Annotated in this window: 28 protein-coding genes; 4 read left to right on the top strand and 24 right to left on the bottom strand. The window is 59.0% G+C overall.

Features of this window, described 5'->3' with window-relative positions:
• Window positions 1-336: 336 nt before the first annotated feature.
• The 20 genes from CSV86_RS14820 to CSV86_RS14725 form a co-directional block, all read right to left on the bottom strand.
• The gene (locus tag CSV86_RS14820; RefSeq protein WP_009396387.1) at window positions 337-597 is read right to left on the bottom strand and encodes a hypothetical protein; all 261 of its coding nucleotides are present in this window, start codon (window positions 595-597) and stop codon (window positions 337-339) included.
• Window positions 594-1334: a hypothetical protein gene (locus tag CSV86_RS14815; protein ID WP_009396389.1), complete on the bottom strand. Its 741-nt coding sequence runs from the start codon at window positions 1332-1334 to the stop codon at window positions 594-596. The genes CSV86_RS14820 and CSV86_RS14815 overlap by 4 nt, the downstream gene beginning before the upstream one ends.
• Window positions 1335-1582: 248 nt before the next feature.
• Window positions 1583-3643 (bottom strand): DNA cytosine methyltransferase, encoded by a 2061-nt coding sequence (locus CSV86_RS14810; RefSeq protein WP_009396393.1) that lies wholly within the window; start codon window positions 3641-3643, stop codon window positions 1583-1585.
• Window positions 3644-3709: 66 nt separating this feature from the next.
• Complete coding sequence (locus CSV86_RS14805; RefSeq protein ID WP_009396395.1) at window positions 3710-4771, bottom strand: RNA-directed DNA polymerase; 1062 nt, start codon at window positions 4769-4771, stop codon at window positions 3710-3712.
• A gap of 294 nt (window positions 4772-5065) precedes the next feature.
• Window positions 5066-5419, bottom strand: a complete 354-nt coding sequence (locus CSV86_RS14800) for a four helix bundle protein (protein ID WP_009396397.1) — start codon at window positions 5417-5419, stop codon at window positions 5066-5068.
• 57 nt (window positions 5420-5476) lie between these two features.
• Window positions 5477-6064 carry an Lcl C-terminal domain-containing protein gene (locus CSV86_RS14795; RefSeq protein WP_009396399.1) on the bottom strand — a complete coding sequence of 196 codons (588 nt, stop codon included), beginning with the start codon at window positions 6062-6064 and terminating at the stop codon, window positions 5477-5479.
• A 121-nt stretch (window positions 6065-6185) separates the two neighbouring features.
• A complete protein-coding gene (locus CSV86_RS14790; protein ID WP_009396401.1) occupies window positions 6186-6662 on the bottom strand; it encodes a hypothetical protein in 477 nt (158 codons plus the stop codon).
• A gap of 64 nt (window positions 6663-6726) precedes the next feature.
• Window positions 6727-6915: a hypothetical protein gene (locus CSV86_RS14785; RefSeq protein WP_009396403.1), complete on the bottom strand. Its 189-nt coding sequence runs from the start codon at window positions 6913-6915 to the stop codon at window positions 6727-6729.
• 93 nt (window positions 6916-7008) lie between these two features.
• Window positions 7009-7179, bottom strand: a complete 171-nt coding sequence (locus tag CSV86_RS14780) for a hypothetical protein (protein ID WP_009396404.1) — start codon at window positions 7177-7179, stop codon at window positions 7009-7011.
• Window positions 7176-7706, bottom strand: a complete 531-nt coding sequence (locus CSV86_RS14775) for a hypothetical protein (protein WP_009396405.1) — start codon at window positions 7704-7706, stop codon at window positions 7176-7178. The genes CSV86_RS14780 and CSV86_RS14775 overlap by 4 nt, the downstream gene beginning before the upstream one ends.
• A gap of 7 nt (window positions 7707-7713) precedes the next feature.
• The gene (locus CSV86_RS14770; protein ID WP_009396407.1) at window positions 7714-8277 is read right to left on the bottom strand and encodes a siphovirus Gp157 family protein; all 564 of its coding nucleotides are present in this window, start codon (window positions 8275-8277) and stop codon (window positions 7714-7716) included.
• Window positions 8274-9005, bottom strand: coding sequence for a hypothetical protein (locus CSV86_RS14765; RefSeq protein WP_009396409.1), 732 nt, complete (start codon window positions 9003-9005; stop codon window positions 8274-8276). Before CSV86_RS14765 ends, CSV86_RS14770 begins: the two co-directional genes overlap by 4 nt.
• 288 nt (window positions 9006-9293) lie before the next feature.
• Entirely contained in the window at window positions 9294-9467 is a 174-nt protein-coding gene (locus tag CSV86_RS14760) for a hypothetical protein (protein ID WP_009396412.1), read from the bottom strand.
• Window positions 9464-9658: a hypothetical protein gene (locus CSV86_RS14755; protein WP_009396413.1), complete on the bottom strand. Its 195-nt coding sequence runs from the start codon at window positions 9656-9658 to the stop codon at window positions 9464-9466. The genes CSV86_RS14760 and CSV86_RS14755 overlap by 4 nt, the downstream gene beginning before the upstream one ends.
• A complete protein-coding gene (locus CSV86_RS14750) occupies window positions 9655-10074 on the bottom strand; it encodes a hypothetical protein (protein ID WP_009396415.1) in 420 nt (139 codons plus the stop codon). The genes CSV86_RS14755 and CSV86_RS14750 overlap by 4 nt, the downstream gene beginning before the upstream one ends.
• A 50-nt stretch (window positions 10075-10124) precedes the next feature.
• On the bottom strand, window positions 10125-10379 hold the full coding sequence (locus tag CSV86_RS14745; protein WP_009396416.1) for a hypothetical protein: 255 nt from the start codon (window positions 10377-10379) through the stop codon (window positions 10125-10127).
• The gene (locus tag CSV86_RS14740) at window positions 10376-10615 is read right to left on the bottom strand and encodes a hypothetical protein (protein ID WP_037059278.1); all 240 of its coding nucleotides are present in this window, start codon (window positions 10613-10615) and stop codon (window positions 10376-10378) included. The genes CSV86_RS14745 and CSV86_RS14740 overlap by 4 nt, the downstream gene beginning before the upstream one ends.
• A gap of 274 nt (window positions 10616-10889) precedes the next feature.
• A complete protein-coding gene (locus CSV86_RS14735) occupies window positions 10890-11114 on the bottom strand; it encodes a hypothetical protein (protein WP_037059281.1) in 225 nt (74 codons plus the stop codon).
• Window positions 11115-11182: 68 nt separating this feature from the next.
• Window positions 11183-11398 carry a hypothetical protein gene (locus CSV86_RS14730; RefSeq protein WP_009396420.1) on the bottom strand — a complete coding sequence of 72 codons (216 nt, stop codon included), beginning with the start codon at window positions 11396-11398 and terminating at the stop codon, window positions 11183-11185.
• Window positions 11395-11601 carry a hypothetical protein gene (locus CSV86_RS14725; RefSeq protein WP_009396421.1) on the bottom strand — a complete coding sequence of 69 codons (207 nt, stop codon included), beginning with the start codon at window positions 11599-11601 and terminating at the stop codon, window positions 11395-11397. Before CSV86_RS14725 ends, CSV86_RS14730 begins: the two co-directional genes overlap by 4 nt.
• A gap of 544 nt (window positions 11602-12145) precedes the next feature.
• On the opposite strand from CSV86_RS14725, the gene CSV86_RS14720 reads away from it, so the two are divergent.
• Window positions 12146-12973 carry a hypothetical protein gene (locus tag CSV86_RS14720; protein ID WP_009396423.1) on the top strand — a complete coding sequence of 276 codons (828 nt, stop codon included), beginning with the start codon at window positions 12146-12148 and terminating at the stop codon, window positions 12971-12973.
• A gap of 50 nt (window positions 12974-13023) precedes the next feature.
• Here CSV86_RS14720 and CSV86_RS14715 read toward each other — a convergent pair whose 3' ends face one another.
• Window positions 13024-13449, bottom strand: coding sequence for a hypothetical protein (locus tag CSV86_RS14715; protein ID WP_009396424.1), 426 nt, complete (start codon window positions 13447-13449; stop codon window positions 13024-13026).
• Window positions 13450-13614: 165 nt separating this feature from the next.
• Here CSV86_RS14715 and CSV86_RS14710 point away from each other — a divergent pair, with 165 nt between their 5' ends.
• A complete protein-coding gene (locus tag CSV86_RS14710) occupies window positions 13615-13836 on the top strand; it encodes a hypothetical protein (RefSeq protein WP_009396425.1) in 222 nt (73 codons plus the stop codon).
• 135 nt (window positions 13837-13971) lie between these two features.
• Here CSV86_RS14710 and CSV86_RS14705 read toward each other — a convergent pair whose 3' ends face one another.
• From CSV86_RS14705 to CSV86_RS14695, 3 genes are read right to left on the bottom strand one after another with little or no spacing between them, the layout of a single operon-like run.
• Window positions 13972-14868: a DUF7946 domain-containing protein gene (locus CSV86_RS14705; protein WP_009396426.1), complete on the bottom strand. Its 897-nt coding sequence runs from the start codon at window positions 14866-14868 to the stop codon at window positions 13972-13974.
• Window positions 14869-14892: 24 nt separating this feature from the next.
• Window positions 14893-15132, bottom strand: coding sequence for a hypothetical protein (locus CSV86_RS14700; RefSeq protein WP_009396427.1), 240 nt, complete (start codon window positions 15130-15132; stop codon window positions 14893-14895).
• 2 nt (window positions 15133-15134) lie between these two features.
• A complete protein-coding gene (locus CSV86_RS14695; RefSeq protein ID WP_009396428.1) occupies window positions 15135-15944 on the bottom strand; it encodes a LexA family transcriptional regulator in 810 nt (269 codons plus the stop codon).
• A gap of 110 nt (window positions 15945-16054) precedes the next feature.
• On the opposite strand from CSV86_RS14695, the gene CSV86_RS14690 reads away from it, so the two are divergent.
• Both CSV86_RS14690 and CSV86_RS14685 read left to right on the top strand, forming a co-directional pair.
• Window positions 16055-16249, top strand: coding sequence for a Cro/CI family transcriptional regulator (locus CSV86_RS14690; RefSeq protein WP_009396430.1), 195 nt, complete (start codon window positions 16055-16057; stop codon window positions 16247-16249).
• Between the two features lie 29 nt (window positions 16250-16278).
• Window positions 16279-16488, top strand: coding sequence for a hypothetical protein (locus CSV86_RS14685; RefSeq protein ID WP_009396431.1), 210 nt, complete (start codon window positions 16279-16281; stop codon window positions 16486-16488).
• The last annotated feature ends 14 nt before the right edge of the window (window positions 16489-16502 follow it).

Genomic DNA, 16502 nt, shown 5'->3' with positions numbered 1-16502 from the left:
TACGTTCAAGCTCAAGTGGCCCACCATAGGCAGTCCTTGGAAAGCCGAGCAGCACATAGTCGTCCAGGGCGAAAAATTTGGGTACATACTGATTCAACCGGTGAAGGAGGGAGTGACTCTCGCCACTCTCCTAGCGGTTTTCAAGGAACGCGTTATGGCGATGGTCGATGAGCGTTGCTCCTTGCTGGGCGCTTGAGGTTTAGGTCTGGATCAGTCGGCCACGGCGGCGAAAGGAGCCACAATTTTTGGCAATCTCGGTATTGGTGAATCGGTTTTCTGTAGGCATGACGATTCCTTGGCCGCCATATCGCGGCAGTTGAATAGAGGGGAGAGGGGTTAAAGCTGTGGAGTACAGATGTTCTCTTGCTGGGCGGAGCCTTCCGCGCGCATGAACGCCGCCATGTCACCCATCTGCTCGACGATGAAACGCTCTTCATCAGCTGCGTCGGCGATGAGCCTTTCCTTGCGTTTCTGACACAGCCGGCAATTGACTTTGGCCCAGTCGCCTGACAGTTCGGAGGATTCGCCCAGCCAGGTGCCGCAGGGCGCTTGCTCAATGTCGTCCAGGTCGGTGAATGGTGCGAAATGCGTCTTCACGACTTCACCTGCGACTCTGCGCTGGCGGATAGGGCAAGAAACGCGCGCAGCTCCTTCACGAAGTCGTGTTCGTCTTCTGAGTCAAAGGACTTGAAGCCTTCATCCATGCCCATGCAAACACGCTGGTTCAGGCAGTGCTCAACCATGCCCAACAGGGTTGAGTAGGCTTCTTGACCAAGTGCGCGCACCGGGTGCGCATCCCGCTCGGCCAACTGACGCTTGAGGTTCGCGCGGTCTTCGTCGTAGTTGTAGTCCGCCTGGGTGACAAGCAAATCCAGACGCTTGACCTCGGCGCGCGGCCGATCAACCTCCCCAGCATCTGCTTGGTTGTAGAGGTGCAAGCCGTTGCGCAGGGCCTGCATGCCGTCCTGAGTCCAGCGGACCTGATATCCGCGGTCAGCAGATTCTCGGACGACCCCCACCAACTCGCCCTCTTGCACCGCTGGCGCTGGGTGGGTGTAGAGCGGTCGAGAACGGGCGACAGGATTGCTCTCGTCGCTGAAATAGTGGCCAAGTTCAGGCTCTTCTGGCCAATCGATCAGCCACGCCACCGGCTCGCCCTGGAGCTGTTCGGCTGGTGCAACTGCGAGCATGGCCTTGTAGGCATCAACCATGTCCGGGTCGTCGATTGTCTGGCGCTTCGAGTACCAAACCTCAGCGAAAGCTACGATCATTTCTTCAGTCGGTTCGCGCGGCACGCTGACCATTTCGGTGCTGGATCGGTTTTCTGTGGGCATGGGGATACCTCGATTGCCGACAAACGGTAGTTGCTGTGTGAGCAGTCGTGATCGGCAGTGATCGCTGATGAAGGGTTTTTGGAAAAAACCCAAGAGGATTCGAATTGGTCGTGACAGCAGAATTTCCTCATCTACAGAGGAGCTGTACCGACATGATGAAGCGTGTGATAGAAGAGGTAATCGTTCAGCTGATAGCCCAGGGCATTCTAGATGCGATGGGCTGGGCTTGGGAGTTGGTGAAGACGCCACTATGCAGCTGAAGCAAGCCTGTCGGAAGTGCGCCATGGGTCGTTGGCGCGGGCCAGCGCGGCCATGGGCGGCGGGCTGACGCTGTTGCCGCACATGTGCACCTGCTCGGTTTTCGTGAACGGCTTGCCGTCGGCGCCCTTGTCGATGATGTAGCTAGTTGGGAAGCCCTGTGCGCGGTAGAGCTCGTGCGGCTGCAGCATGCGAAGGCAGATGTCGACGATCACATAGGGCGTGCCCTTCACGAACACCGTGACCAGGCCCAGCCGGTCCTTGGTGGTGACAGTCGGCGCTGGCGCGTCTGCTGCGCTGATGTTCTCCGTGCCGTAGTAGCTGATCAGGAACGCCGCGACGCGTAGGGCGCCTTGCTCATGCTCCGGTGACAGCTTGTACTCGACCAGGGCGTGGTGCTCGGCTCCGGCGGTCATGGTCGGTACGGGCTCATCAACGGCTCGGCCTACGCAATTGCGCCTGAGCGTGGCCAGGCTGGCTGTTACCAGGCGCTGCTGGCTGCCCGTGTTGGTGACGGTGCTCATCGGCTCGTCCATGTCACGGGCTGGGGTCGTGTTGAACCCGCCGTTGGCCTGCTCAATGAAAGCAGTACAAATTCCCATCGCATGCGCTGCGCCTGCCGGGCGCTTGTAGTTGCCGCCGCTGGTGATGGTTGGCACCGGATCCGTGATGGCCGAGCCATCGCTGTTGAACCGGAACTTGACCAAGTGCGCCGCTGCAAGGGCGCGGTGGCTTTGGGTCATCAGGGTGCCCATGGGTTGGTCAGCTGGTACAGGCTTGCCGGCGTACACCGGGCCGCCGGCCCCAACCATTACTGGGCTTGCCATCATCAGCTCCCCGCGGTTGGCGGCGGTTACCGTTGGCAGCGGCTCACCCGGGTCGTTCACCCGCACAGTGCCCTGATGGGTTGCTGGCAGAATCACTGCGCTGGACAGCGCATGCTTGACGCCGCCGGCAACGACGGTTCCAAGCGGCTGATCCAGACCAGGCACGCGGGGCTGCTGGCCGGTACGTTCTCCGTATCCGGTCTGCACCAGGGTAGGGCTGGCCATGGCGAATGAGCCGCCGCGCGGCCAAGACGTGACGGTGCGCAGCGGCTCGTCGGCTGACTGGGCCAGCTCGCCCGACCAGTTCGCGATCGGCACGATGAAGGGCTGCGGGTTGTCCAGAACGAACTTCTTCATTCCCTTGGCCACCCGGCGCAGCGTTGCGGCTGCCAGCTCTTTCTTGCGGCCGAAAATGCTCTTGCTCGGCACGCTCCAGTCGATGCAGTCGGCGGCGGTTCGCCACTTCTGCTGACCCTTGGCTGGGTTCTTGGCGTGGGTTGGCTCCGGCCACACGATTGGCTGGCCATCGCTGCGGGCGATCATGAACAGGCGTTCTCGGCTGGTTGGGGCGCCGAAGTCGCAGGCCTTGATGATCCGCCATTCCACCTGGTAACCCATGCCTTCGAGCAACTGCACGAACCGGCGCCAGGTAATGCCGCGACGTTTCGGGTCCGGCACCAGGAACTGCTGATGCACCGGCACGCGCTCGCCGATGTCCGCCACAGTGCCGTCAAGCTTCATCACCCGGCCGGTGGCCTTGTCGCGCTTTGCGATCAGCGGGCCCCACTGCAGGATCTGCTTCACGTTCTCCAGGCTGATCACCCGGGGTTGCTTCTTCCCGGCCCACTTCAGGCCGATCCACGACAGGTTCCTAATCTCGCGCTTGCGCGGCTGCCCGCCCGCGGCCTGGCTGTGGTGGGTGCAGTCGGGGCTCATGTGGAACCAGCCGACGCGGCGCCCCTGGCATTCTTCGTCCGGGTCACCCTCGAACACATCGGTGGTGAAGTGGCGGGCGTGCGGATGGTTGGCGGTGTGCATGCTGATCGCCGCCGGGCTGTGGTTCTTGGCCACGTCCACCGGACGACCCAGGCCAATCTCCAGGCCGGTCCCGGCGCCGCCGCCACCGCAGAAGAAGTCAACGACGATCTCGTCATCCTGTGGATCCAGGCCGAGACCGTACTGGGTCTTGAAGTCGAACGGGTTCTTTTTCTGAAATGCAGACATGGGCGGTCCTCGCCTGGGCGGCGTGATTCGTTATCGTTTGAGAGGGGAAGGCGCTGGCGGGCAGCGCTACCGTTTTTGATAGGTCTTGGTGAGATCGCCGTTGACGACATGCCCGCGGCGAAGAACGAGGTTTGCCAGTGCGGCACGGTCGCGCTGGCTGTGACTGGCCTGGCTGAGCAAGCCGAAGTAGCTGTTGGCGGTCTCGCGCAGGTTCTCCGGCGGTACCGCCGCCGTTCGCTTCAGCGCCTGGGCTACCGACTTCTTCCTGGTCGTGCGCCGCCAGGGCTTGATCACGTGCCCGACGAAGTCGATGCCGCGGTCGATGGGCTGCAGGATCGTCTTCGCCGGGTTGAGCTTGGCGCCCAAGCCGGGGAGGAACTGCTCGACCCGGAACAGCCACTCGTTGAGCTGCTGCGGCGATTCGTGCAAGAGCACGAAATCATCGACGTAGCGGATGTAGTGTCGGACCTTCAACTCGTGCTTGCAGAACTGATCCAGGGCGTCGAGATATACGTTGGCGAAGAACTGCGAGGACAGGTTGCCTATCGGTAGCCCGAGGTGCGCAGGCTGGGTCGTGAGTCGCTTATACTGCGGCACCCGGTTGAATAGGTGCCGTGGGCTGCGGATCTCGTAGTCGTCTCGCGGATCGTGCCAGAGCACCTGTAGGGCCAGCGCGCGCCACCACGGATCGCTGATCCGCCTCTCCAGCTGCCCGGCCAGCACCCTCTTGTCGATGGACACGAAGAAGTTGGCGAGGTCGCACTTCAGGTAGAAGCCAGGTCGCGCCCAGTTCTGGGTCTGGCTTCGTACCTTAGCCTCCATCCGCTTACCGGCGTACAGTGTGCCGCGCCCGGGGATACAGGCGCAGCTGTCCGCTATGAAGCTGCGCTCTATGGCGGAGCCGATGCGGTTGTACAGCAGGTGGTGCACGATGCGGTCGCGGAACTCGGCGGCCCACACCTCGCGGGCCTTTGGTCTGGTGACCACGAAACAGATTGAGCGGCCAGGCTGGTAGGTTCCAGCCTGGAGCTCGTCGAATAGGTCGAGGAGATTGGTTTCCATGTCCTGCTCGAAGCGCCTGGCGCTTGCGGTGTTCCGCTTGTGCCGCCGGCAATCGTAGTAGGCCATGGTTAGCTCCTCGAATGTGAAGCTCGCAACGGGTAAATCTGCGGACGGGGCGCACGAGACGCTCGTTGTTCTTGTCGTTGTTGTTGAGCCAGCCATCTTCGAAGTCCATGTTGTAGGCGTTGTTGGCTGAGTACTGCGACCTGTCGTGCTATTTACATTGCCGGGACGATTGCTCAGCCCGGTAACTGCGCCGGACCTTTCGGCATCAGCCGGCGGTTTCCGTGGTGCGCATGGCGGTGTCCACAGGACAGCGGCACGACCAGATTTAGCGCACAGGCAGAAGGGCCTTGACCCTCAAGCAGCGGGCGCGGTTGCGGATTTCTTCCAGGCGTTCGCCTGGCGGCCGACAGAGGCCGTGAGCTTCATTGCCGTGGCGTGCTGGCCTTTGCTGATGAAGCCCTTGTTGGTGAGGGCACGCAGCAGGTAGTTCAGCATCCAGACGCTTTCGAGCAGTTGGTTGAGGTGATTGAGACGATCCCGGCTCATGTTCGCCCGACCGATCAGCACGAGCACTTGCAGGCACTCGTCGCGGATCTTTGAGCCGACGACCTGTTTCAGGTCGCGCGGGATATTCCTGACCAGGTCGAGCGCAAGCCCGAGCAGTTCCTCAGCAACCTTGTGGATTTCCAAATCCGTATGCAGTGCCATCCTGGCATCCTCGAAAAGCGAGGGCGCCGAGGCGCCCATGAATGAAGAAGTGAAGTATCAGAAGTATTTTCTGCGGACGGGGCGCACGAGACGCTCGTTGTCCTTGCCGTGCTTGCTGAGCCAGCCATCTTCGACGTCCATGCTGTAGGCGCCGTTGGCTGAGTACTGCGTGCTCGTCCAGTGGTAGTCCTTGGAGAACAGGTGTGGAACAGTGATCTCCAGGAAGGATGCTTCGCGCCGCGCCATCAGATAGAAGTCGTTATGCCCATCCCGCTCGAACTTCGCGCAGAATCGTGCCGCCGGGTAGTCGTTGTCAGTTTCGACCAGGTCAGCGGTGTTCGTCATTCCGTCATGCGGACTCTCTGCACCATCGAGCTCTTTGCCGTAGCTGCCGAATTCGAGCTTGGCTTCAGCGTCGGCGCCGGTCGGCACGATCAGGTAGTACGGCTTCCCGTCGCCCGGGAAGAGTCCGCCATTTACTCCACCTTCACCCGGCCAGTACTCACCAACTGGCGGCGCGCCGTTTGCGGAGATGGCCGGCGCCGCGGCAATGGCGAGTGTTGCCAGCTTCAGCACCACACCTTCGTCAGGACTGCTGATCGTTAAGTCGCCCCGGGTGTAGGTTGTCAGTTGATTCGCTTGCATTGGGTGCTCCTGTGAGCGAGATAAGGGGGCAGGCGGCCGGCGCTTCCCGGCGTGCTTCTGGTCTGATCGCCATTCTGACGAACCCGGAATCACCTGCAAGGGAAAGGAATGAAGGAGTGAATTACTGGATAATTCGGCTGCGGACGGGGCGCACGAGACGCACGATGTCCTTGCCGTAGTCGTCGAGCCAGCCATCTTCGACGTCCATGCTGAAGGCGTCGTGGGCTGAGTACTGCGAACTCAGCCAGTGCCAGCGATCCTCTCGCAGGGTCACCAGTCCATCGGCCTTGGCCGCCATCAGCAGCTGGCCTTCAAGGCAGGACGGGATGTACGCATCCAGCTCCAGCGCCTTTTTGGCAATCTCGCTACCGCCTTCGACCATGGCCAGAGTGTTGGCGTGGCCATCGCTGTAGCTGCTGGCGCCGGCGATCTCGACGCCATACTCACCCCAGGGACCTTCGAACTCGTCGGAGAGCAGGATCAGGGCGCGCTCTTGGCCGTTGAGCCAGTAGCGGGCAGCGAAGACGCCCCCGAGAAGCGGCTGGCCCAGGGCGGGGAGTTCGGATGCGGCGATGACTTGCTGATTTACTTGGCTCATGTGTTTCTCCAGGGTGATCGCCGCCTTCCATGGCTGGATGCGGCGTTTTTTTTGAGGGGCATGGCTACTTGAGGATGGCGTTGGCGCAGGCCTGAATTTCGATCCAGAGCGCCGAGGACGGGTTTGTGTCGTACTTGACCAGCGCTCTCGCAATGCGCTCAGCCAACTCTTCCTTGCTGCCGGTCGCTGCCGCCGGCGCTTGATGCGCAACCTGAATGGGCAGATCGATCTGGCCCGGAAGGTCGACTCGCATTGATCAGCTCCTGTTTTTGCTCTAACAGCCCGCTGGGCGGAAGATGAACATGCAGTTGCCGGCGTCGGGACTGCGTGAGCTTGTGGATGCTCCTCATGGCGTGCAGACCTCAAGAGCGTCCTTCTTGGCTTTGAGGGTCGGCATGGCAATAATGGATGTCTTGAAGTTGCGGTAGACGCCCCACGGGCATCCTGTGGCTATTGCCATCTGGGCGGCGTATTTGACAGCCTTGATTGCATCGTTCCGGCGAAATTCCTGGATCATTTTGGCTTCTTACCATGACCTGGGAAGTCGATGCCGAACTCCTTGGCGATCCGCGAAAGGAGTCTTGGCGTGATGCCAAGATGTTTCGCCGCGCGAACCTTGCTCACTCCGATCTTGCCCAAGGCCTCGATCCGCTCAGCCATTGCGGTGAACTCAGATGCAGGCCTCGGCGCTCTCCCGGTCGGTGCTGGCAGGAATTTGATACCAAGCCTGAATGCGATATCACGGATCGACTTCGAGGAAATTCCCATTTCCTCAGCCGCCTGGTTACAGGTCATTGTCTCAGCCAATTCAGCGATTCTTTCGTTTCGCTCCGCGATTGCGCGTCGGCTGGAGCTCGGCTTTTGCTCAGGCTTTTCAGGCTGCTTCGGTTTTATGAAGGGCTGCGGGTGGGAGCGCATCGGGCGAGGAGTGAATGAGCAACCCGCGATCACCGCAATTGATCCGCCAGATGCAAAGAAGGCAGCTTTCGCTGCCTCCAGTTGAGCCTGGCGCTCGGCGCCGGCGAGGATGTAGTTGTTGCTCATGATCACCTCACTTGATACGGATCGAGCTCTCGCCACGCTCCAGATGGGCCCAGGTCGGCTCAGGAATCAGTTCGTGCTCGCAGTCTTCGCCGGCTGCCATTCGTTTGCGGACGGACTCGTTGTGTTCGCGATTCGCTTTCAGCTTGGCTGCAATGGCGTTCTTGTCCGGTGCGATTTTGGTCACTACCGACGTCAGCTCGTCCGGCACTGCCTGTTCGTTGTCGACGATCACTTTCTCCTTGCCTATCGCGAGGCTGATCGTGAACAGGGGGCGCTTGATCGTTTTCAGATCGGCGGCCTCCATGTTCCGGCGCAGGTAATCGGTCATCTGCACAACGCTGTTGGTCTTGATGCGCTTCAACTCGGTCAGGCGATCGATCTCGGCAGTGATGGCGCCGATATCGCCTTCGATGTTCCGGCGGAGCATGACGATGCTATCGGCCTTTTCTTCGAACTCACCCTGGATGCCGGCCATGGTGTCTTGAATGGCTTGCTTCAGGCCTTCGTCATCCGTGTCGCACATTGCGGCCAGTTCAGCCATCTGGCCAGTCAGCTTGTAGAGTTGGGTCATGCTGCTTCCTCTCCGGTTTTGCCTGCTTCCAGGTTTTTGAGTTCCAGTGAAATTCGTGCGGCGCCTCGTTCGTCTCTTCGACCGATGAGCCTGCGTACTGCGTGGTCATGAATCTTCTTGCGCTCCTGCGGGGTGAGCGCGGTTTTCATCGTTTCAATCGTGTTTTTGATGAAGGTCAGGCGCTCTTCTTGCTGGCGTTCAACCTCCACCTGGCGGTCCTCGGCCGACTCGATGGCTTCCTCCGCCTGCAGTTGCTGAACGTAGTTTTGGTCATCGAACATTCCGAGGAACACATCGGCGCTGAAGCCCAACATGGAGAGGGCCTTCTTGACTGCGTCGGTTAGCGATTTCTTCGGGGCCTCGCCGTCGGTTGTCATGCCGTAGCGGGTCTTGTACTGGTAGCGCGTGCAGCCGTACTGCTCGACTTCCCCGCGCTGGCCGTTCTGTATGAACCAGAGGGAGATCCTGATGGTGTGGCCGATCTCGCGGCCCAGGCAGATGCGTTTTTCGCCTTCGCCAGCGAATATTTCGTGACCTTCATCGAAGCGCTCTTCAAGGATCTTGTAACCCCAGCCGATGCCAATCGGACCGAACATCTCGGTGGCCTTCATCACCATGGCGGTGCCGTTCAGGCTGGTGATGCTCTGGCCGTTGACCTCAGCCTTTTTCGTGAACTGGGTGTTGGTCTTTTCGACCAGGCTCCAGATGCGCATGTTGTCGGTGGACATTGCTGTACCTCTCGCCTGGTTGGCGCTGTCGATTGATGGGGAATGCCAGGTCACGCAAGCACGGAGGTATGCTGGCCCACGCCCTGGCTGCCGGTGATGGTTGCGCGCTCTTGCCGGCTTACGCTCCCGAATGGGTACGGTTATCCCCGAAGGGCCCGCCGTGCTCGGGTGTGATTCAGGAAGTGATGCCGCCAGCCAGCGAGCTCAGCAGCATCCAGAGAGCAAAGAAGGTGATGGCGAAGAACGAGCCGCGCCAGGTGGCGATTCGGCGGGCCCGCTGGAAGGAGGTCACTGTCGACGACCGAGGTTGATCGGCCGGCGCTTCAGCCAGTCGGCCTTGATCGGGTAGGGCAGGTCAACGACGCGCATTCCGACCGGGAGTTGCAAGATGCCGCGGACCTGGGCGGCTTTGGCGTCCTCGAGCTGCTCGTCGATCAGCGATTTAACGATTGGAGTGGTCATGCAGCCTCCCTGCGCCCATCAACAATCTTGTTGAGGCGCCCGCAGTAGTGGTTGAACTCTTCGATGGTGATGCGCTGGTCGGCCAGCATTTCGGTGAGGAGCTTGAGGACCATGGCCTGCCAGGACAGTGGCGTCTCAGGGTGAGCCATGGCCTCAAGTTCCTCGTCGATCAGGACGTGAGGGCTTTTCATTCCGCCTCCTCGGCTTGGGCCAGAACTCCATCTTTGGCGAAGGGGGTCAGGAGGTCGATGGCCAGTTGCTCAAGCACCGCCTGATGGCTTGGTGCGTTGAACATCTCCTGCGCCGCCGAAGCTGCCTCGCTGCTGGACTTGGCCAGCGCGGCCAGAACGAGCCGTCCCAGCACTGTAGGGCTTGCCCCCTGCGCGCCAAGCTCGCTCATCACGAATTCGTCGACCGCCAAGGCGAAGCGCTCATACCCGACGCCAACTTGCTTACCCTTGAGCTGAAACAGGTAATCCCGGCGGGCCATAAGCTCAGGTACGCCATTGCTGATCCAAGCCTTTTCTGCTGCCTCCTGCGGCGACTCACTCACCGATGGAGGCAACTCCTCGTCAAACTGCCATTGTGCTGCTCGAAGTGCGCCCATGGTCGCCTCCAGGTGGTGGGTTACTCGGTGGGTGGTGGTGGGAGTGGCATTCAATGGGTAGGCGGGTTTTCATCGGTGAATCCGCCGTCCCACGACATCCAGAAGGGTTCGATGTCTTCGTACTCAGGGCAGCGGCACACACCGCCGCAGTCGCCTACGTGCTTCAGGAGCTCGTCGCCTACGGTGTAATGCCCAAGCGTTACTCGATCCGGGATCGGCACGCCGTCGAATGTCTGGCCAATGGATGCAAGCAGCACCTCAGTGCCGTCGCGCGGCGCCGATGCAATCGGCTGCCAGCCGCTCATGGCTTCACCCGGGCGGCGAGCATGGCGTCAGCAACCTGATAGGCGCAGTCAGCCATGTAGGCGATCGCCTTGCTGTCGTTGCTGTCGATCATCGAGGGATTCGCCGCAAATCCTGTAACCGCCTTCGCCGCGAAGTAGTCGCGCAGGGTCATGCCGTCATGCGGCAAGTGTCCTTGGTATGACTCGCCACTCGGCAATGTGACCGGAAACGCCGGTCCGCCTGTTTCTTTGCTCATCTTGTGAACCTCGGTAGCCAACCGCATGAGACAGATGCCAGCGCAGGCGACCAACCTCTGCGCGCCGTGAGAGCGCAGTACTGGCACCTGTCTGATGCGGTCGATGTGAAGGGAGGGGATGCGGGATGCATCGGGGTGTGATCTGGCGGGTCCGTCTCATCCGCGGCGGGGGCGACCCACCGCTTTGCAACCACATTGCCGCGCTTAGATGCTTCGACTCAGATCACACCCCGATGCAGCCTGCGATGGGGAGCAGGGCATCGGGCAGTTATTGTCAGGCGGACGCGGAGCAGGCTTCGAAGGCGGCGCGTTCAAGCTCGAGGCATTGCTCGTAATGAGCCATCGCGATCGGCATGTGATAGCTATCCAGCGGCCATTTACTAACCTTGCAGCCTTGACCTGCCGGGCAGTGGAAGACGAACAGCTCGCCTTCGTTTTTGTCCATCTCCAGGCTCACCTGCGCGCCGCTATCGAAGCGATCTTGGATAATCGTGGTCATCGGGAATTGCTCCGCTATCCAGTTGATTTCCCGTCTGGCCCTGTCGCCAAGGCCAGCCAGTGAAATCTTCATGCTGAGTACTCGTACCAGCTGTTGAGCTCCTGCGTGCCGTTGCTGTTGTTGAACCTCCAGATGAATCGGTCAACTACCGCTCCGTCGCGGAAAATGCAGATGTTCTCCTCGACCTTCTCGCACCATCCGATGAACTCACCGGCCGGCCTGGTCATGTGCTTTTCGCTTGCGAAAATGCGGCAGCCGCGCATTGGCTTGAAGAACCGCATCATGCGTACATCCTCACCGTGACATAGCCGTTGCTGGCCACGACGTGCTCCCAGCGGTTGAAGTAAACGATGCCGCCGAACTTGTTGATCGCGGCCTGTTTGACCTGCTGCACGACCGATTCAACACGCTCGCCCTGGTCGGGAAGAGCAAGCCATTCCAAGCGCTTGCCGTTACTGAGGTGATTGTCGATGTAGAACTGAGCCATTCCATCTTCCTCCAGTGGATTCCCAAAGCACCCGGTCGCCCAGGTGCTTCAGTGAATACGTGGTCTTGCTGGGCTCCGTTACACGCCACGGTGGCCTGGGCGATTACTTGATCACTACTCGCGCTGTGCCAGGCACTGACGCCCGTTCTGAGGGCATCCCGGCAGGGAGCGTTTGCAGCGCAACCCTTCATCCGCTTTCCGTGGCCCGGCCTGTGTTCCTGCCGTGCTGACGTTCCGCCTGATATCGAGCTGGCCAGTTCCAGAGCTGGCATGGGGATCGAATTTATTGCTCGCGCTGTGCCGTTACCGGGATCGATCCGCGAGGTTCCCATCAATGTGAAAGAGCCGCGGCCGGTGAGGGCCTGGCGAGGGGCTGTGTAGCGCCTCGATGGAATGAACAATACCGCCGGTATTTTATATGGTCAATACCTCCGGTCATAAAATTTCTCGCGCCCACAAAAAATCCGCACAGGCCCATGGCGAGATGTCGTGTGGGTGATGGCGTTTTGATAGAGTCACCCAACCACACAAGGAGCTTTTGGCGATGAAGAGGGCGGTTGTTGCATTGGCTGTTGGGTTGGCGCTTACCGGATGCGGGAATGCCGACAGGGAGAAGGCTGAGCAGCTTCAAGGAGAGGTGAGCAAGCTGCGTTCTGAGGTCGTCGCGCTCAAGGCGGAACTGGATGCTGAAAAACATGGAGCCCAGAGGCTGCTGGCGCGAGCGAAGGACGCCAAAGCCGCCGGAGATAACGCTGCTGCCAAATCAGGCCTGCAAGACCTCATCGCACGCTATCCGGAAAAATCAGAAGCGATCACGGCAAAATCTCTGCTTGATGCCATTGAGCGTGAGGAAAAGGCTGCGGAAGCTGAAAGGCTGGCAGCAGAAGCAAAGAAAGCGGAGGAGGCGAGGGCCGCCCTAGCCCGACTGGATAAGAACCTGAAGAAAAATACCGATGAGATCAGAGGGATAACCTGGGTTTCCCACAAGTCCATCCCTACGCTCGACACCTATATGTCCCTGTATTTCGGGCTGGAGGGCGAGAACTCTCGGGTTATGCCGCTGAGGCTGAAGCTTCAATATCATTCTGATAGCTGGCTATTCGTCCAGAGCGTAACGATCAAGGCTGATGATCAGACATTCCAGCTTGGCAGCCTCGACTTCGAGCGAGATAACGGTTATGGCGGAATCTGGGAGTGGTCGGACACTGTTGCCCAGAACAAGGCCATGCTGAGAAAAATTGCAGACGCCAAAAAGGTGACCATCAGGTTCGACGGCAAGCAGTACTACAACGACTTTACCCTTCCGGATGCTCAAAAACGCGCCATGAAAGATATGATCTTGGCTTGGGAGCGCTACGGCGGTAAGGCTTGATGCTCAAACAAAGCCCGCTCGCAGGCGGGCTCTTCGGGCGCCTGAAGGGGCTACATCGAGTCGATCTGGGCCTTCAGCCGATTCGCTGAAAGCTCATACTGGCGCCGATAGGCATCGCGGTCATCGTCAATAAGATGGTCGAGGTAGCCAAGCCAAGATACGTACATATCGGCCAGTTCCGACTTCAGTGAGGGCTGGCTATCAACCTCGGCCTTGTACAAGGCTTTCCCCTTTTCTTTAGCGTCATCCACGCAGGTCCTGACTACATCCAGGCGATGATGGAAGGCCTCTGACCAGTGCTTGCTGCCCTCCCCATATTTTCTTTCAGCAGCCCATACCTTGGTTTCTTCCTGGATGGCGTCAATACTGCAAATTGCGGGCAGTCCGGTCATCTTTTCGATGTAGGTAGGCTCAGCGGCAGCCAGGGCGGACCAAAGGGCGGTGGTGAGAAGGGTGGCGAGCAGGGATTTACGCATCTTGGCTCTTCCTGAGAAATCGTCATCCTACCACTCTGGCCATCAGCCATCACGGACGCATAAAAATACCTGCTGTAAAGTCACGCTCGTCGCGTAGTTGAATCTTTCCATCCTAGCCATAGGTATAATTGCTGAAACGATTAATCTAAAGGTTAGGGCGCGTTGATGAAGCAGGATTTCGAGTCGCTGAGTAAGCAGGAGCAGCAGGAAAGACCGAATGCTCTAGAAGCATGGAAAGAAACCTATGCAGGGGTCCCGCTAAGCGAAGAGCGTTACTCCACAGCCATTAACGCAGCTGCTGACCTCAGGCATCGGGGCCTGATCGACTTTCAAGAGTGGTTGGTGCTGATCCGAACGGCGAATGCTGCGCTACGGATGCACGGATGAGGGTGTGTGGCGCCCAAAGAAAAGCCCGCACTGCAATGCGGGCTAACGTAGGGAAGCGGATGAGCCTTGACTGTGCAGGGTAGGGCGTGAAAAAAGCGTGAAGGCATGAAAAAGCCCGCCGAGGCGGGCCGTCAGTCACTGGATGGCTTCGCTAATGAACAGCCTATAAAGCGCACCATCTTTGAAGACGGGCTTCGCCCTGACGCGCATGGCTGAATGCTCATTCAGCGCTTTGGAATATGGGTTGTTCGGCATGGATAGCTCGATATCTACCACCTGTCCTGACACCAAGGAGGACTCCCCCTCAATTTTTACACGGCATAGGCCAGTATTCACGTTGAGGGCAACCATTCGCTCAAGAACGAATTCAGCTGCAGCCCCTACCTCGAGATCGGCATCTGAGCGCATCGCCATAGCCTCTGCTTCCGAGATGAGAATTTCTTCACTGGTTCCGCCGAATTGGACCATGGCGTTACAGCTTTTGCCGACAGGAGTGGTTGCGGATCGGTATGCAGGTTTGGCGGCCGACACAAGATGGGGCAGAGTTTCTATCAATTTTTCTTGCAACTTCACCACGTCACCGTGTGCTGTTGACAAGCTGTTTGCCAGCAACGTGTTGAGCTCGGCAGAAGCCTTTGCCTGCTGCGAGATGACTTCAACCAGTTCTTTCACGTTGCCGTTACCTGTGAGGGCGTCTTTGACAAAACCCATGACTTTTGAGATTAGCCAGTCTAGCGCATCCTTGTAAACGTCTGCAAAAAGCTGGTACTCATTCGCTACATGGGCCAGTGTTAGGTAGGCAGCGTATGATCCTTCCTTGCTAGGCCTGGAAAAACACTGAAAGGGCAATTGAGCCCTGGGGGCGGGCACTTCTAAGGTGAGACAGTAATGCCCAATCAATGAGTAAAGCCGACTCATGCCTGCGAGCGAGCGAGAAAACTGAGAGGCGTCGATAAGGTGCTGGTCTGTAATCCTTCCGGTGTAGGTTACAGGCATCTCGGAGGCTAGCTTGATTTGATGAATCGATTCCATTCTCTTCTCTATCGAATAAGCGCTTTATTGGTTCTCGCTGCGACTGATGCGCCCCGCCATCACCTCATCCCCATACCCCACCAACCGATCCTCCACAGCCTGCATCACCTGGCAGATCCTGATCACTGCCTGGGCGTCATGCTCGTTTCCAGCCAGGCTCAGTCGTTCGGCAATTCGCATCAGCTCGACCGCTGACCATTTGAGGTCAGAAGCCAAGCCCTGGAGGTCGCGGCGAAGGTCTTGGTTGGGTTTGGTTAGGGTCATGGCTACAAGTCTCCGCCACGCCAAATGACCTGGCCGATGATCCGGTGCTCGTTGGCATCGCTGCGCGAGAAGAATCGATCCGGGTAATCGTTCTTGTCTTCGTTGTCGCTCCGAATGGTCCAGCCACCAAAAGCTGTCCTCACCAGGCGCTTTACAATGGCCTTGTCGCCGTGAGCCAGCACGAATACATGGCCATCAATTGGATCAACCCTGGATCTATCAACAAGCAGCACGTCCCTATCGCTGATCGTTGGCCACATGCTCTCACCTTCGGCATAAATCACGATCAGGTTCTTCGGGTTAGCCCCTTTAACTCGCAGCCATTCGCGCTTGAAGGCGAGGGTGGCGCGCACCTCGACATGTGGGTTTTCGCTACCCAGTCCCGCCGCCGCTTTGGCGTCGTACTGCGGAATGAATGCATAGCGGTCATCAAGCGAGCGCTCTGCTTCGTCGCCGCCAGGGAAGGGCGTGTTGGCCGCTTCTCTGGCAGTTGGATTATCCGAGTCTGTCTCCTGAGATGGCGCCAATGAGCCGCTGATGCTCTCAATCTGCTCGGCAAGGGTAGGGCTGAAGGCCGATACCGGAACCTGAAGCATTCTGGCGAAAACAGCCGCAGCCTTCATGCTCAGAGCTGTGCGGCCATTCATGAAGTGACTTACTGCGCCCTGGGTAACTCCGTCGCCAAGCTCGTTTGCGATTTTGTCCTGGGTTAGCCCAAGCAGGCTCTTCTTCTCTTGGAAGAGGGCTTTCAGGCGGGCACTGTCCTCCAGCTGCCAATCGGCAAGCGGAAGCTTTCGAGATTTTGTAGTCATGCTCGAATGGTATTACCCCCGGTATTCAGCAATCCAATAGCTCCGGTATTGACTGCGAACAATACCGGCGGTCATACTGGCTGCGTAGAACCACTGTTGAGGACGTCGCAATGCGTCGAATCCCGCTTTCCGAATTCGCAAAAGAGCACGGTCATACCAAGGCCGCGCAGATGCTCGGCTGCACGCAGGGAGCCTTGAGCAAGGCCATTCGCGTAGGTCGAGACGTTTACGTGACCGTTGAAGAAGACGGAACCCTGTCTGCCCAGGAGCAGCGCCCGTTCCCTTCCCAAAAGTCCGCCGCCTAACCATTTTTCAATCACAAGGAAATCCCTGAATGCATCTGGACCCCGCCAACAAACGCAGCGAAGTAATCAAATCGCGCTGGAAGCCTGAAGAGGTCAGGAAGCTGCGCATGGAAGCCCGCATGGCGGGAATGCAGCTCGCCACCTACGTGCACGAACTTGCCAACCTCGGCCGACGCCTGGGCGCCGCTGACCTGCTCCGGGAAATGAACGGTGTTGGTGAGCAGGATAAAACGGCCTGAAGCCCCTATGGAGG

Origin of the sequence: Pseudomonas bharatica CSV86 (assembly GCF_000319305.2) — a bacterium.
Lineage (GTDB): Bacteria > Pseudomonadota > Gammaproteobacteria > Pseudomonadales > Pseudomonadaceae > Aquipseudomonas > Aquipseudomonas bharatica.
Note: the sequence above shows the minus strand (reverse complement) of the source record. Positions and strands in the feature narration are given on the sequence as shown.